This window comes from uncultured Salegentibacter sp. (genome assembly GCF_963972535.1).
Classification (GTDB): Bacteria; Bacteroidota; Bacteroidia; order Flavobacteriales; family Flavobacteriaceae; genus Salegentibacter.
Window position 1 is genome coordinate 1 of sequence record NZ_CAXAVR010000067.1, and the last position, 14,303, is coordinate 14,303.

Genomic DNA, 14,303 nt, shown 5'->3' on the forward strand with positions numbered 1-14,303 from the left:
TTCCTGTGCTGCCAGGGCCTCGTTCATACTCATCCAGTTAATCTCCTGAGCTTGAACACCAACTCCTATAAAAATAAAGAAAATAAAAAAAGTAAGTTTCTGCATTATTCTGAATATTTTAAACACTTGGTCGATTTACATCCTGAACCTAACAGGAAAACAAAAAACGTTCCTAAAATTAAAGAACGTTTTTTGTTTTAATGTCATTTTTAGTTTATTTCCTATCTCTTTCGGTATCGGCAATTTCATATTGCTCCTGTTCCAGCATTTCGCGCTCTTCATCTTCTACTCCGTGCGTAAGGCGTTTTAAAGGTTTTAGCATTATTAAAACAATTACGGCAAAAACAATAGTAAAAATGGTAATTCCTGAAAATATTGCAAGATCACCTGCATCTGATGCAAATTCACCTAAGATTCCTGCAAGCTTATTTCCAAGACCTGTAGCCGCAAAATAAACTCCCATCATTAAAGATGCATACTTTATTGGAGCTAGTTTTGTAATAAATGAAAGTGCTACAGGCGAAGAACTTAATTCTCCTATGGTATGGAATAAATAAGCCAAAACTAACCAGTACATTGCTGAAGATCCATTAGCTTCAAATTGAATAGAAGCTGCCGCCATAAATACGAAACCAAGTCCCATAATAATAACTCCTATCGCCATTTTAAAAATGGATGAAGCTTCTTTATTCTTAAGTTTTCTACGTGCCCAGAAATTAGCCACAAGTACCCCAAAAGAGATAATAAATAGCGCATTTAGCGATTGAAACCAGGAAGCGGGAACTTCATCTCCAATAAATGGAATTGCAAAAGGTAAAGACCTGTTTGTTTTATCTAAAGCATAAATATTCATCAAACCACCGGCCTGCTCAAAAGCACCCCAAAAAACAATTACCAGTATAAAAGATAATAGCATTACCACGTACCTGTCTTTCATAACCTGCGTAGTAAGATCTTTATAAACCATAAGCATCATAGCGATTACCAGGGTTAAAAAGATACAAAGCAACCCGTATGGAACAGATTCGGCAATAAGCACGTAAATAGACCCAATCATTAAAACTGAAGAAATCACCAATTGTACTGGAGAATTAAATAAATCTCCAAACAGTCCGGTTAAGGAAGCTCCTTCGCTACGTTCTGCTTTAGATAATAGGTTTCCTACGTTAACCAGGTATTTTTGCCCCCATAAATAAACTATAAGACCAAATGCCATTGCTATACCGGCCAAACCAAAGCCCCAGTGCCAACCTATAAATTCTCCCACTCCACCAACAATAAGGCTGGAAAGAAAAGCTCCCAGGTTAATTCCAATATAAAATATAGTAAAACCTTTATCTCTTCTAATATCACCGGTTTTATACAAACCACCAACCATTGTAGAAATATTAGGTTTAAGCATCCCTACTCCAACAATAATTAATCCCAGACCACTATAAAAGGCCCACATTTCTTCAACCGCTAAAATTCCGTGACCTGCAACCAGGATTATTCCTCCCCAAAGCACGGTTTTTTTCTGTCCTAATAATTTATCGGCTATAATACCACCGGGGATGGAAGCTACGTAAACGAGCATGGTATACCAGCCGTATAGTGCTAATGCTTCTCCCTGAGTCCAGCCAAGACCGGCGTTGCCGTCTGTAGTGGCGCTTACTAAATATAAAACCAGGATAGCACGCATTCCATAATAGGAAAAGCGTTCCCACATTTCGGTGAAAAATAAAATATAAAGTCCTACCGGATGCCCAAAAAGTTCTTTCTGAGGCACTCTGTTTGTTACTGTTGCCATTTAGATTATAGTTTTTCTTTTATAAAATCGGTCATCATAGTGTATAGATGTAACCTTGTATTTCCGCCGTAAATTCCGTGGTTTCTATCTGGATAAATAGCCCAGTCAAATTGCTTGTTTGCCTGTACCAAAGCTTCCACCATTCTCATGGTGTTTTGAAGGTGTACATTATCGTCTCCCCCACCGTGAATTAAAAGATAATCTCCTTTTAATTTTTCAGCGTGGTTTATAGGTGAATTTTCATCATAACCGGAAGGGTTTTCCTGAGGCGTAGTCATATATCTTTCTGTATAGATGGTATCGTAAAATCTCCAGCTAATTACCGGCGCCACGGCTATTGCCATAGAGAAAGTGTCATTTCCTTTTAAAATGGCGTTAGAAGACATAAAACCACCGTAGCTCCATCCCCAAATTCCAATTCGGTTTTCATCTATATAATCTCGTGCGCCAAGTTTTTGGGCAGCCGCAATTTGATCTTCAACTTCATATTTACCCAATTCATTTTGAGTAACCTTTTTAAAGTCTGCACCTTTAAATCCTGTACCACGTCCATCTACGGTTGCTATAATATAACCCTCGTTAGCGAGCAGCTGATACCAGTAATCGTTGGTGCCGAAGTAAGAGTTTGAAACCGACTGTGAACCTGGCCCTGAATATTGAAACATTAATAATGGATATTCTTTATTCTCGTCAAAATCATTTGGCTTAATCATCCACATATTAAGCTTGTTACCGTTCACTTCAATAGTGCTTAGTTCTTTTGGAGCGAAATTATAAGCCGCTTCTTTTTCCAGTAAAGCCGAATTATCCTTAATCTTTCTTACCAGTTTACCGTTTTTCGCATTATGTAAGGTGAACTCATAAGGTGTTTCTGTGCTTGTGTAAGAATTGATGAAATAGGTATAGTCTGCGCTAAAATCGGCGCTATTCATCCCCTCTTTTTTAGTTAAACGGGTTTTGTTTTTACCGTTAATCTTTATAGAATATACATCGCGGTTTACGCTTCCGTTTTCTGTACTTTGATAAAAGATCTTCTTAGAATCTTTATCGTAACCATAATAATCAGTCACTTCCCATTTTCCTTCGGTAACCTGTTTTTCCAGTTCGCCATCTTCATCATAAAGATAAATATGGTTCCAACCGTCCTTTTCGCTAGTCCAAATAAAACTGTTGTCTTCAAGAAAAGTAAGGTTGTTTGTGATATCTATATAAGCTTCATCAGTCTCATTCATTACCACTTCAGCTTCGTTATCTTCAGCATCTACGAAAATAAGATCCAAATTGTTCTGGTGCCTGTTTAAAACCTGTACGCTTAAAATCTCAGGATCCTGGGTCCATTTAATTCTTGGAATATAAAAATCTTCATATCCTCCAAGCTCAACTTTTTCACTTTCTTTATCAGCTAACTCATAAGTATAAAGAGAAACTTCAGAATTTGTTTCTCCGGCTTTAGGATATTTAAAAACCTGCTGGCTTGGATAAAGATCCTGCCCAAACATATCCATTGAAAATTCAGGAACTTCAGTTTCATCAAACTTAAGGTAAGCTAAATGAGTTCCGGTTTTATTCCAATCGAAAGCTCTTACAAAAGCAAATTCCTCTTCATAAACCCAATCGGTAACTCCATTTATCAGCTTGTTTTTCTCACCATCTGTAGTCACCTGAGTTTCTTCGCCCGTAGCGATATCGTAAGTGTAAATATTATTTTCAAAAACGTAAGCTACTTTAGAAGCATCTGGAGAGAAAGTTGGCTCCTGAACTTTATTGTCGCTTAACTTGGTAAGCGTTTTATCTTCTACATCGTAGATATAATAAATTCCGCGGGAAGAACGGCGGTAAATTTGCTCCAACTCGGTAGAAAGCAGAATCTTATCTTCATTTTCACTAAGCTCAAATCCCTGGAAACCTGAAATTTCACTAAGGTCTTTACTATTTAAGAGACTTCTAACTTTCTCGCCACTTTTATAAGAATACACATCTATGCTTGTAGTATTTGCCTCGCGATCGCGATTTAAAACCAGGTATTCTTTACCATTATCTAAAGATTGTAGGGATTGTAAACGTTCCTGTCTAAAGGTGCCGTCGTAGATTTCTTCGAGGCTAATTTCCTTATCCTGCGCGTAAATTGTTGAGGTTGCCGCTATTAACAACCCAACCAGTATTTTGGAGAACTTCATAAAATTTATAGAATGAATTTTGATTGCCAAGTTTACTAAATTTTCAGCAAAAAAAGTAGGATTTGAGTGTTAAATACTAAGGATTTGTTAAAGAAATATTCCGCCGTGTTTTCTAAAAACCTAAAGTCCGCTTCCCTTAAATAACAATTGTATCTTTGCGCTCTATAAATTAGCTTGAAAATGATAAAACCTATCAGCGGATTTTCCAAACTTACAAAGAAGGAAAAAATAGACTGGTTGGCTGAAACCTACCTGAAAGACCGCCCCGAAGATGTTGCTATACTTAGACAATACTGGAACGAAGATTCCAGGTTACAACAACTTCACGACGAATTTACCGAAAATACCCTTTCAAATTTCTACCTGCCTTTTGGCCTGGCGCCTAATTTCTTAATTAATGGAGATTTACTCGCAATTCCCATGGTCATTGAAGAAAGTTCGGTAATTGCAGCGGCGAGTAAAGCCGCTAAATTCTGGAGAACCCGAGGCGGATTTAAGGCTGAAGTGATAGATACTAAAAAAATAGGCCAGGTGCATTTTAAATTCTTTGGAAATAAGGAGAAACTAAAACAGTTCTTTGAAGCCACCAAACCTAAACTTTTGGAAGCGGTAAAACCTATTACTCGTAATATGGAAAAACGCGGCGGTGGGGTTTTAGATATAAAATTGAGAGATAAAACTGCTGAAATCGCTAATTATTATCAGCTGCATTGCGAGTTTGAAACTAAAGATTCCATGGGAGCGAATTTTATAAATTCCTGCCTGGAAAAATTCGCTGAAGTATTTGAAAATGAAGCTCAGCAATATGCCGATTTTTCTTCGGAAGAAAGGAATATTGAAATTATAATGAGCATTCTTTCTAACTATGTGCCAGAATGTTTAGTGAGAGCTGAAGTTTCCTGCCCGGTAGAAGAGCTCAATGAAAACAAAGATTTAAACGCTGAAGATTTCGCAAAGAAATTTATACAGGCCGTGAATATTGCCGAAGTAGAACCTTATCGTGCCGTGACCCATAATAAAGGAATTATGAATGGGATTGATGCTGTAGTTTTGGCTACCGGAAACGATTTTAGAGCTGTAGAAGCCGGTATTCATGCTTATGCCTCACGTAAAGGAAAGTACTCAAGTTTAACTCACGCCAGTATTGAAAATGGTATTTTTAAATTCTGGATTGAAATTCCTTTAGCACTTGGAACTGTTGGCGGATTAACAAGTTTACATCCCTTAGTAAAACTTGCTTTAGATATTTTACAGCAGCCTACCGCCAGGGAATTGATGAAAGTTGTAGCCGTTGCCGGCCTGGCACAAAACTTTGCGGCAATTAATTCTCTTACTACTACCGGAATTCAGCAAGGCCATATGAAAATGCATTTAATGAATATTTTAAATCAACATAAAGCTACTGAAGCCGAGAAGAAAATCCTTATTCAATACTTCACTAACAATACGGTGACCCATAGCAGCGCGGTAGAAGAATTAAAAAAATTACGAAATTCATGAAAGAGTTTTACAGTAACGGAAAACTTTTAATCACAGGAGAATATGCTGTTTTGGACGGTGCAAAAGCACTGGCCATACCCACAAAATTTGGTCAGTCGCTGGAAGTAAAAACTTCTGAAGGAAAGAATATTGAATGGAATAGTTTTGATGAAAACGAGAAACTGTGGTTTCAGGGCGAGTTTGGTTTTAAAAATGGAGAAATTGAACTACTTCAGGGTGAAGAAAATCTCGCAAAGAAACTTGTACAAATACTGAATGTTGCACACCAATTAAACCCTAAAATATTTTCAGAAGAAAAAATGGGAATTGAGATTACCACCCGATTAAACTTTAATAGAAACTGGGGTTTAGGAACGTCTTCAACTTTAATCAATAATATTGCCGACTGGTTTAAAATTAATGCCTACAAGCTGCTTAAAAACACTTTTGGAGGCAGTGGTTATGATCTCGCTGCGGCGCAAAACAATCAACCGGTAACTTATCAAATTACTGAAAATGGCCCTTCGGCTTTAAAGGCTAATTTTTATCCTGAATTTGCAGAAAATATCTTTTTTGTTTACTTAAATGAGAAAAAAAATAGCCGCGATGCTATTGAACATTATAAAGCGCTACCCGAAGAAAATAAAACCGGACTTACAGAAAAAATTTCCTCGCTTACCGAACAATTTATAAACTGTAGCAGTCTTACCGAATTTGAGCTTTTAATTAATATTCACGAGACTTTACTTTCCAAAGCTTTGCAAACTCCAAAAGTAAAACAGGAGCGCTTTCCAGATTTCCCGGGAGCTGTTAAAAGCCTTGGCGGTTGGGGTGGAGACTTTGTAATGGTTACCGGTGAAAGAGAAGAAGTTTTTGAATATTTCAACCATAAAGGTTTCTCAACTATTTTCGCTTTTGAAGATATTGTTCTGTAAAAACAGACTTTAAAAGATTTTAAACTCCCGAATTTTCTTCGGGAATCTAATTTGTTCAAAAACAACTATACATAAAAAAGCCCCGGTAAATTTTACCGGGGCTTTATATTTAATGGCTTCTACTAATAGAACCTAGCCCTATTATCTTCAATATCTGCTTTTTTACGTAAGGCCTCAAAAAGTCTTTGGGAAGCGTTTTGTCTTCTGCTGGTAGTTTCCTGCTCAGCAATTCCGCGATAAGAATTCATAGCAGGAGCTTCATTTTTACTTTCAAGCTCTACTACATAAACTCCTTTTTCTCCGGCAATTGGATTACTTACAGATCCAGGCTCTAAAGCGAAAACCGAACCTACAACTTCAGGCTCTCTTCCTGCTCCCGGTAAAGTTGGGCTTGAAAGGTTTACAGCATTGGCCGTTTGTACCATAGTATTGTTGGCAGAAGCAATTTCCTGAAGATCCTTGCTATTAATTTTCTCTTTAAGGATTTCAGCTTTCTTTTGCTTCGTAAGAATAGGAATTACTTTAGACGAAGCGTTTTCAGCCGTCATCAATCCTTCTTTATTCTTAGCAGTAAGTTGCGCCACAACATATCCTGAAGGAATATCAAAACGTCTTATGTCTCCAACGCTTGCATCATCTTCAAAAGCCCATTGCACAATTCTTCTTTGGTTTCCTACTCCGGGAATGTTCTCATCCAGGGCTTTCACATTATTAACGGTTCTTACGTTATAATTGCCCTCTTTAGCAACTTCTGTGAAATCTCCTTCACCCGCCGCGATTTCAAACTTAGTAGTTTCGTTGAACAGGTTGTTTCTGGAACGTTCTGAAGCCTCTAACTCTCTCGCTATAGTCGCAATTTTCACTGCTTTTTCTCTTTCGGTTTGCTCTTCAATATGAATGACGTGGTAACCAAAATCGGTTTCTACAACCCCAACATCTCCTGCATTATTTTCAAATACATAGCTGTCAAATTCTGGCACCATAGTTCCAGGACCAAAATATCCAAGGTCTCCCCCATCCTGATTGTTAGAACGGTCTGAAGAGAATTCAGCAGCCAGATCAGCAAATTTTTCTTTGTTTCCTCTTATCACATTTACAAGACTATCGGCCAAAGCTTCAGCTTCTTCTTTACTCCTTGTAACATCTGGAGCAAATTGTTGTCCCTGGTACGCTACAAGAATATGACTTGCTTTTGTTGAATCTGGAATTTGCTTAGTTCCAACTAATTTTGAGATTTTGAAATATCCATTATGCTGATATGGTCCAAAAGTTTCTCCTTCTTCTAAATTAAAAAGCTCATCGGCAAATTCTGAAGGTAATTCGTTTTTAAACATAAACCTGTCCTGGTAAGGAAGGTCTGAATTTGATTCTACGAAATCTTCGTAATCCTGAGTATTATTGAAACCTGGAAGTGTATCGTTACTGCTGGTTACCGCATTATATTCTACACGGCTGTCCAGTAAAGAAGTTAAAGCATCTTCAGCTTCCTGCACATCTTCATTTGAAGCTTTTTCTTCAAAATAAACATATCTAATATTTCTTGAAGCTTCGGTTTCAAATTGTGACGGATTTTCTTTTATATAATTTCTAATTTCATCTTTATTTACCTCAACTTCCTCATCTGGAATAGAAGAATAAGGCAATTGTACAAAGCGAAGGTCTACGCTGTTATTCTCAAATCGATAAGCTTGCTCGGCCTCGGTAAGTGTTGCACCAATTCCTGCAGTAACCATAGAGAAATACATATTCTGGCGAGCCATATCGCCCATATTGCTCTCCATTTGCAACCACTGCTCGTAAGCCTGGGGCTGGGTAGATCTAATACTGGCAATATATTCACGTACACGGTTCTCATCAAACATCCCGGCTTCGTTTCTAAAAGCAGGATTATTCCCCATTTGCATACGCATTACTTCTCTAATTTGAGCTTTACCGGCTCTTATACCAAGCTTTTCCATTTCTTCTTTAAGAATGGTTTCACGAAGGGTTTGTTCCCAAACCTGGTTTACTGCCTGGGCAGTGCTCGCATTGGAGCCCATGTTACGCTGGTAAGCTTCTACCTGCCGGGCAAAATCTTCCCTACTCACCTCTTCATCATTAATAGTTGCGATGGTATTCTGGTCTTTTTGCGAAGAAAAACCGCCGTTACGAATCACATCTGCAAGCACAAAAGAAAAAAGTGCCAATGCAATGATGATGATTAAGAAAACAGAACGTTGTCTGATTTTATTTAATACTGCCATTTGTAGTTGTTATTTTATCGAAATATAGTGGGCGAAAATAATGTTTTTAACCTAATTATAAAAACTTATAATTAGCAAAATATTAACTAATCGCTAATTAATCTGCGGGTTTTATTTTTAACTCTACCAATTCTATTTTGGTATTGGAAACTTCCAGGATTTTAAATGAAAAATTATCTACCTCTAATTCTTCGTTTTGCTGCGGAATTTCCTCGGTGTGATTTACAATATATCCTCCAAGGGTTTCATAATTTTCTCCTTCAGGAATACTGAATTTATAGTTTTCGTTTAGATAATCTACTTCTAAACGAGCTGAAAATTTGTAGTGATTTTCTCCTAAATCTTCCTCGGTAAGCACAACAGGATCGTGTTCATCTTCAATTTCTCCAAAAAGTTCTTCTACAATATCTTCTACAGTAATCATCCCGCTTGTACCACCGTACTCATCTATAACCACGGCTATACTTTTTCGCTTTTTAGTAAGATTATTTAATACATCTTTTACCCACATGGTTTCGGGTACAAAAACCACCGGTAACAATATAGATTTTATAGATTCAGGTTTTTTAAAAAGTTCGAAGGAGTGAACATACCCAATTACATCATCTATGGTTTCGTTATAAATTAGGAGCTTGGAAAGCCCGGTTTCGGTAAAAGTGTTTACAAGATCTTTTGGCGCCTGGTGTTGATCTACCGCAATGATTTCTGTTCTTGGCACCATCACTTCCCGCGCTCTAATATCTGAAAACTGAAGTGCATTTTGAAAGATCTGGATTTCAGAATCTACTTCATCATCATCTTCTACGGTTTCCATTTGCTCGTTGATAAAATTTCCCAGCTCAACTTTGCTAAAAGCGAGCTGCACCTCGTCTCCTTCAGTTTTAAAAAATCTTTTTAGAATAACATCAGAAATCCATATAACGAAAGAGGAAATAAAGCTAAAAACCAGGTAAAAAATATAAGCCGGCACTGCGAAAAACTTCAACATGGAATTCGCATAGATTTGAAAAAACACCTTTGGAAGGAACTCGGCAGTAAGCAAAATTACCAGCGTAGAAATTACGGTTTGAGTAAATAAGTTGAGGTCTACGATAAGATATTCCAGAAAAGCGTTATTTACAGGCTGAAGCCCTTCAAGCCAAAGCATAAGTAGATCTCCCATAAAAAAACCGTACACCACCAGGGCAATATTATTCCCTACCAGCATGGTAGCGATAAATTTTGAAGGTTTTTTGGTCAATCTTTTTAGAATGGTCGCCAGAAAATCGTTTTGGCGCTTTTCTATTTCTATATAGATTTTATTTGAAGAAATATAAGCGATTTCCATCCCGGAAAAGAAAGCAGATAAAATTAAGGAAAGGACAATGATAAGAATTTCAACTTCCATTATTCCTGCTTGTTACGCTCTTCTATTTTTCGTCTAAATCTTCTTTTAAAGAAGAACATAAAGATAGATATTACCACGAAAAAGATGAATAAATATGCCCTGCTACGCTCGGTATTCCAAATGCGAATACTCTCGTACAGAAAGAAAACCGCTATAAACAAATAAGCGTATTCAAAGTATTTAAAATATTTACTCATTTGATTTATTGTCTTTTATAATTTGCACTCCCACATTGGTTCTGGAGCGAAAATTACCGAAATTTTGATTAGCATCAAAACCCTCCCCTTCGTTAAGCGCTCCATTTGGAAATTTAATGGTATTAGGTTTATCGGTAAAAATCCAGTTAATATTTTGATCCCAAAACAACTGTGAAGCTTCCAGCCGCATACTATCGGCTGTAAAGATCACCACATTTCCCTGTAAATCTATAAGATTGGTACCATCGTAAATAATTCCGTAGTCTGAAGTAACCGTACTTTTCTCGTTATTTTCGTCAAAAATTTCCAGTTCCAAACCTTCGGGGAATTCGCGGTAAGGAAATTCTTTGTTTGTAAAATCCATCATCCTGTGGCTTTTTAAATTAGCCACCATCCTACCAGAATCGGTATACTTTAGATTAATACCTTCGGCAATAGCTTGCGGGGCATCACCCTCAATTTCCAGGGCCCTAATCTCATTAAGATTACCCTGGCATGAAAAAAGCATTGTCACGCCGGTTAGCGTGACAATGCCTGTTATTATTTCCTTATATGTTAACCTCATATTACATTTGTGGGATACGCACGGTTTCCCCAATCCAACATCCAATTTGTATTGCTTCACCCGCACTTCTTCCGCCTTGAAATACATCAGATTTTTGAGGTGCTCTACCTCTGTAAGCAGTAGCAGTTTGATTTGCATTAGATGCAATAGAAGGGTCTACCCTTGCAGCTCTGGCAGCATAATCTGCAGCCAACCAGTAAACAGCTCTTTTATCAAAAGTAGTTTCACCACAATTGTTAGCACTTTGAGCAATCATATTCGAAATTTGTAAATATGCATTACCTAAAGATGGCTTGGCTTCCAGTGCTTTTCTATAGTAATTTCTGGCTTGAGAAAAGCTACCTCTTTCTTTATAGTTAGTAGCAATTCTATAGTAAATTCTAGCCTGGTCGTTAGGATCTTCTTCTAATTCTGCAGCTTCGTTATAGTACTCTAAAGCTTTAGCTCTATCGCCATCGGCTTCAGCTAACTGACCTAGAGAGTAAGCAGAATTTGCAGAAGGCTCTAACTGGTGTAATGCTTCAGATACCTGGAAGAATAATGGATCTTCAGTACAATCTTTAGCAGATAATCTCGCGTTAGCATTCTGTAACCAGGAAACATCAGATTTCTTAGCTTCAAAATCTTTCTTGTAAAGAGGAATCAAATTATCACAATCTGCTCTAGCACCTAATTTAGCATTAATACTACCTTTTACAAGGTTGTAGTTTTTAAGGTTAATTTCAGCATATTCAATTTGCTTTTTCTCTTTTGAAGTAAGTTCTTCACCTTCCTCCTGCTTTTTTAACAAAGGAGCTAATCTTTCTGCAGCATCATTTTCTTCTTCTTCAATTTTCTCCATTACTTTATCGTAATTATCAAAAACATCCTGAAGTTCTCTATCTCCTGCATCTTGCATTTCTACCATTAGATCAAAATAAGCATACAAACCTTTTGGGCTGGTAAAGTTCTCACGATCTTCGGTATACACTTTATCAAAAGCGTTATATAATTCTTCTTTAGTACCTATTTTATTGTCATATCTTAACTGAGCGATATCAGAATAGATTTTTCCTTTAGAAGTTTTATTAGGAAACAATTCCAAACGTTCTTCCCAAAGGCTAATAAGCTCTTCTATATACTGTTCTTTTTCGGCACCTTCAGCGTTCTCAATTTTATAGTTAAGAGCACGTTCACCATATTGAAAAGTAGCCAAACTATATTTTGGACACTCTTCTCTCACTTTCATTAAAGGTTCGTAAGCGGCCTCATAATTCTTGGCTTTGGCATCGTCATAAGCCAGGGCAGCCATTGTTGCACAATCATTAGACTGTGCGCTTAGAACACTTGAACCTAAAACGGCTCCCGTAATTAATGCTATAAATCTCGCTTTCATTTTCTTGTTTTATTATTGTGGTTAATTAAATTTTCTTCTTTCAAACCATCTCCTGGCTTCGGTAAGGGAAAGCCCTACTGAAAGCCTAAAGAAATCTTCCTGAATTAAACCTGAATCTGTGGTACCGCGCTGTCCATACTCAAATCCAAGGTTTATATTAGAAAATCCTGGTCCTACAGGTAGTCCAACTCCAAAAGTGATGCCAAACTCATTAATGTCCTGGTTATTGATATTTAAACCTGTTTCTTCAAACCTAAATCCTGCACGGTATACAATACGATTAAAATAGTTGGTGATTGAATTATATTGCGGAATAAAATACCCGCCAAACTTATACTGGGCCGCATTTGCAAAATTTGCATTTGCACCGCCAGCACCGTTTACACTTAAAAATGAATTATCATCTGTACTTACATATTCCCCACCAAAAAACCATTTATTGGGCCTTCCCAATCCTAAACCAATTGTGTATTTAGCGGGCAGGGTTAACTCTGAGTCTGCTACATTTAGATCGCGTTCCTCTACTACAGACTCTCCCCCGTTTGGCGAAAAAGCAATAGTGGCTAATTGCCTGGAATTTTCAGCATCTATAGTTGTAGTTGGTGAATACGTTGCCGCTGCGTGTAGTTTAAGTCCGTTTTTTAACCGCTGTTGAAAATCGGCACCAAAATTATAGCTAAAACCCAGTAAATCTGACCTGCTTACATCACGAGAACCTAATTGAACCTCATCTCTAATAAGCGTTCTACGATTTTGAAGGTTTCCGAAGTTATAATTAACATCTACCCCAAGGCTTAAAGCTGGAATTACCTGATATCCTGCCGAAAGAAAAACTTTATTCATCCCGCCACGACCTTCCAGCCTGCTAGCCACGTCTTCCCGAATATCCAGAATTTGATATCCTACAGAGGTATAAGGTAAAACGCCAAAAGCAAAACCTAAATTTCCTCCCACCGGTATACCAATTGCTAAATAATCTAAAGAAGAAACTTTTGCTTTATCTTCTGCAGCATCTGAGTTTAAGGTTAATTGCTCGTGGGAACCTCCCAGGGCGTAAGTTGTTCTTCTTAACCTACCATAGCCTGCAGGGTTTCTAAGGTTAAGGTGAATACTATCTGAAAACATACTTAAGCCACCCATAGATCTGTTTTCTACAGTTCCTTTAAAAGTGTTAAGGCCAATTCCGTAGTAAGAATAGGGTGAAGATACATTCTCCTGAGCTGTAGCAACAACTGTAAAAAAAACAGCTACGATTACTATAAATCGTTTAATCATTGAGTCTTGTTAAATTCTAAAATGTAGTTTAATCCCTCTAAAAGAAAATTCGGGTTGGCAAATATGCCATTTTTTACCCGCTTTGACAAAATTTGACTATCCCCTCCTGTTAAAATAATTGTTAAATATTTATAATCAGTCTTGTAGCGATCAATTATTCCATCAAGCTCGGCTACTACACCGTTTAATACTCCAGATAGAATACTATTTTTAGTAGAATCACCAATTAATGCAATATTTTCTTCCAATTTAACTAACGGAAGTTTGGCTGTAAAATTATGAAGTGCTTTTAATCGCATTTGTAAACCCGGCGAAATAGCGCCACCTAAATATTCATTTTTATCGTTTTTAAAATCAAAAGTAATACAGGTGCCTGCATCTATAACTAACAGGTTCCTGTTTTGATATTTTAAAGAACCGGCTGCCACAAGTGCTAAACGGTCTTTCCCTAAAGTTTGAGGAGAGGCATAATTATTTTTAAACGAAAGCCTGGTATTTTCTCTCAGCACAAAAAGTTTAGTCTCTTTTTTCAGCATTTTTTCGATCTCAAAAGTATCTTTTATCACTGAAGAAAGCATTGAAAAAGCTATTTGTGGGTAATCCTTTTTAATTTTCTGAAAATTTTCTGAAAAATTTTCAAATGGAAACACATAAGACCTCAAAATTTTAGCATCCTGAAATACAGCACTTTTTACGGCAGAATTACCAATATCAATAATTAAATTCATAGTAATTAGTTGTGCCGGCTAAATTACAAAAGCATTTTTTTAAATTTTCCTTTGTGAGATTATAAAAATGAATATATATTTGCACCCGCTTACAACAATAAGCAACTGGTGCCTTAGCTCAGTTGGTAGAGCAAAGGACTGAAAATCCTTGTG

11 protein-coding genes are annotated in these 14,303 nt (G+C 37.1%); 2 read left to right on the forward strand and 9 right to left on the reverse strand.

The features are described from left to right. Positions 1–214: 214 nt before the first annotated feature. Together AACZ30_RS09160 and AACZ30_RS09165 are read right to left on the reverse strand one after the other, a co-directional pair. Positions 215–1,789, reverse strand: coding sequence for a peptide MFS transporter (locus AACZ30_RS09160; RefSeq protein WP_339648970.1), 1,575 nt, complete (start codon positions 1,787–1,789; stop codon positions 215–217). A gap of 5 nt (positions 1,790–1,794) precedes the next feature. Further along, the gene (locus tag AACZ30_RS09165; RefSeq protein WP_339648971.1) at positions 1,795–3,966 is read right to left on the reverse strand and encodes a S9 family peptidase; all 2,172 of its coding nucleotides are present in this window, start codon (positions 3,964–3,966) and stop codon (positions 1,795–1,797) included. A gap of 180 nt (positions 3,967–4,146) precedes the next feature. Between AACZ30_RS09165 and AACZ30_RS09170 the strand changes: the two genes are divergently transcribed. Together AACZ30_RS09170 and AACZ30_RS09175 are read left to right on the forward strand one after the other, a co-directional pair. Continuing rightward, the gene (locus AACZ30_RS09170) at positions 4,147–5,466 is read left to right on the forward strand and encodes a hydroxymethylglutaryl-CoA reductase, degradative (RefSeq protein ID WP_339648972.1); all 1,320 of its coding nucleotides are present in this window, start codon (positions 4,147–4,149) and stop codon (positions 5,464–5,466) included. Further along, entirely contained in the window at positions 5,463–6,380 is a 918-nt protein-coding gene (locus AACZ30_RS09175; RefSeq protein WP_339648974.1) for a GYDIA family GHMP kinase, read from the forward strand. Before AACZ30_RS09170 ends, AACZ30_RS09175 begins: the two co-directional genes overlap by 4 nt. A 122-nt stretch (positions 6,381–6,502) precedes the next feature. On the opposite strand, the gene AACZ30_RS09180 is transcribed toward AACZ30_RS09175, so the two are convergent. The 7 genes from AACZ30_RS09180 to AACZ30_RS09210 form a co-directional block, all read right to left on the reverse strand. Continuing rightward, on the reverse strand, positions 6,503–8,623 hold the full coding sequence (locus AACZ30_RS09180) for a peptidylprolyl isomerase (RefSeq protein WP_339648975.1): 2,121 nt from the start codon (positions 8,621–8,623) through the stop codon (positions 6,503–6,505). 97 nt (positions 8,624–8,720) lie between these two features. Continuing rightward, entirely contained in the window at positions 8,721–10,010 is a 1,290-nt protein-coding gene (locus AACZ30_RS09185; RefSeq protein ID WP_339648976.1) for a hemolysin family protein, read from the reverse strand. After that, positions 10,010–10,207 carry a hypothetical protein gene (locus AACZ30_RS09190; protein WP_075325840.1) on the reverse strand — a complete coding sequence of 66 codons (198 nt, stop codon included), beginning with the start codon at positions 10,205–10,207 and terminating at the stop codon, positions 10,010–10,012. The genes AACZ30_RS09185 and AACZ30_RS09190 overlap by 1 nt, the downstream gene beginning before the upstream one ends. Next, entirely contained in the window at positions 10,200–10,772 is a 573-nt protein-coding gene (gene lptC / locus AACZ30_RS09195; RefSeq protein ID WP_339648977.1) for an LPS export ABC transporter periplasmic protein LptC, read from the reverse strand. The genes AACZ30_RS09190 and lptC overlap by 8 nt, the downstream gene beginning before the upstream one ends. A 1-nt stretch (position 10,773) precedes the next feature. Further along, a complete protein-coding gene (locus AACZ30_RS09200) occupies positions 10,774–12,147 on the reverse strand; it encodes a tetratricopeptide repeat protein (protein ID WP_075325838.1) in 1,374 nt (457 codons plus the stop codon). Between the two features lie 21 nt (positions 12,148–12,168). Then, the gene (locus tag AACZ30_RS09205) at positions 12,169–13,422 is read right to left on the reverse strand and encodes a hypothetical protein (protein ID WP_339648978.1); all 1,254 of its coding nucleotides are present in this window, start codon (positions 13,420–13,422) and stop codon (positions 12,169–12,171) included. Then, positions 13,419–14,150 (reverse strand): type III pantothenate kinase, encoded by a 732-nt coding sequence (locus AACZ30_RS09210; RefSeq protein ID WP_339648979.1) that lies wholly within the window; start codon positions 14,148–14,150, stop codon positions 13,419–13,421. Before AACZ30_RS09210 ends, AACZ30_RS09205 begins: the two co-directional genes overlap by 4 nt. Positions 14,151–14,303 lie beyond the last annotated feature (153 nt).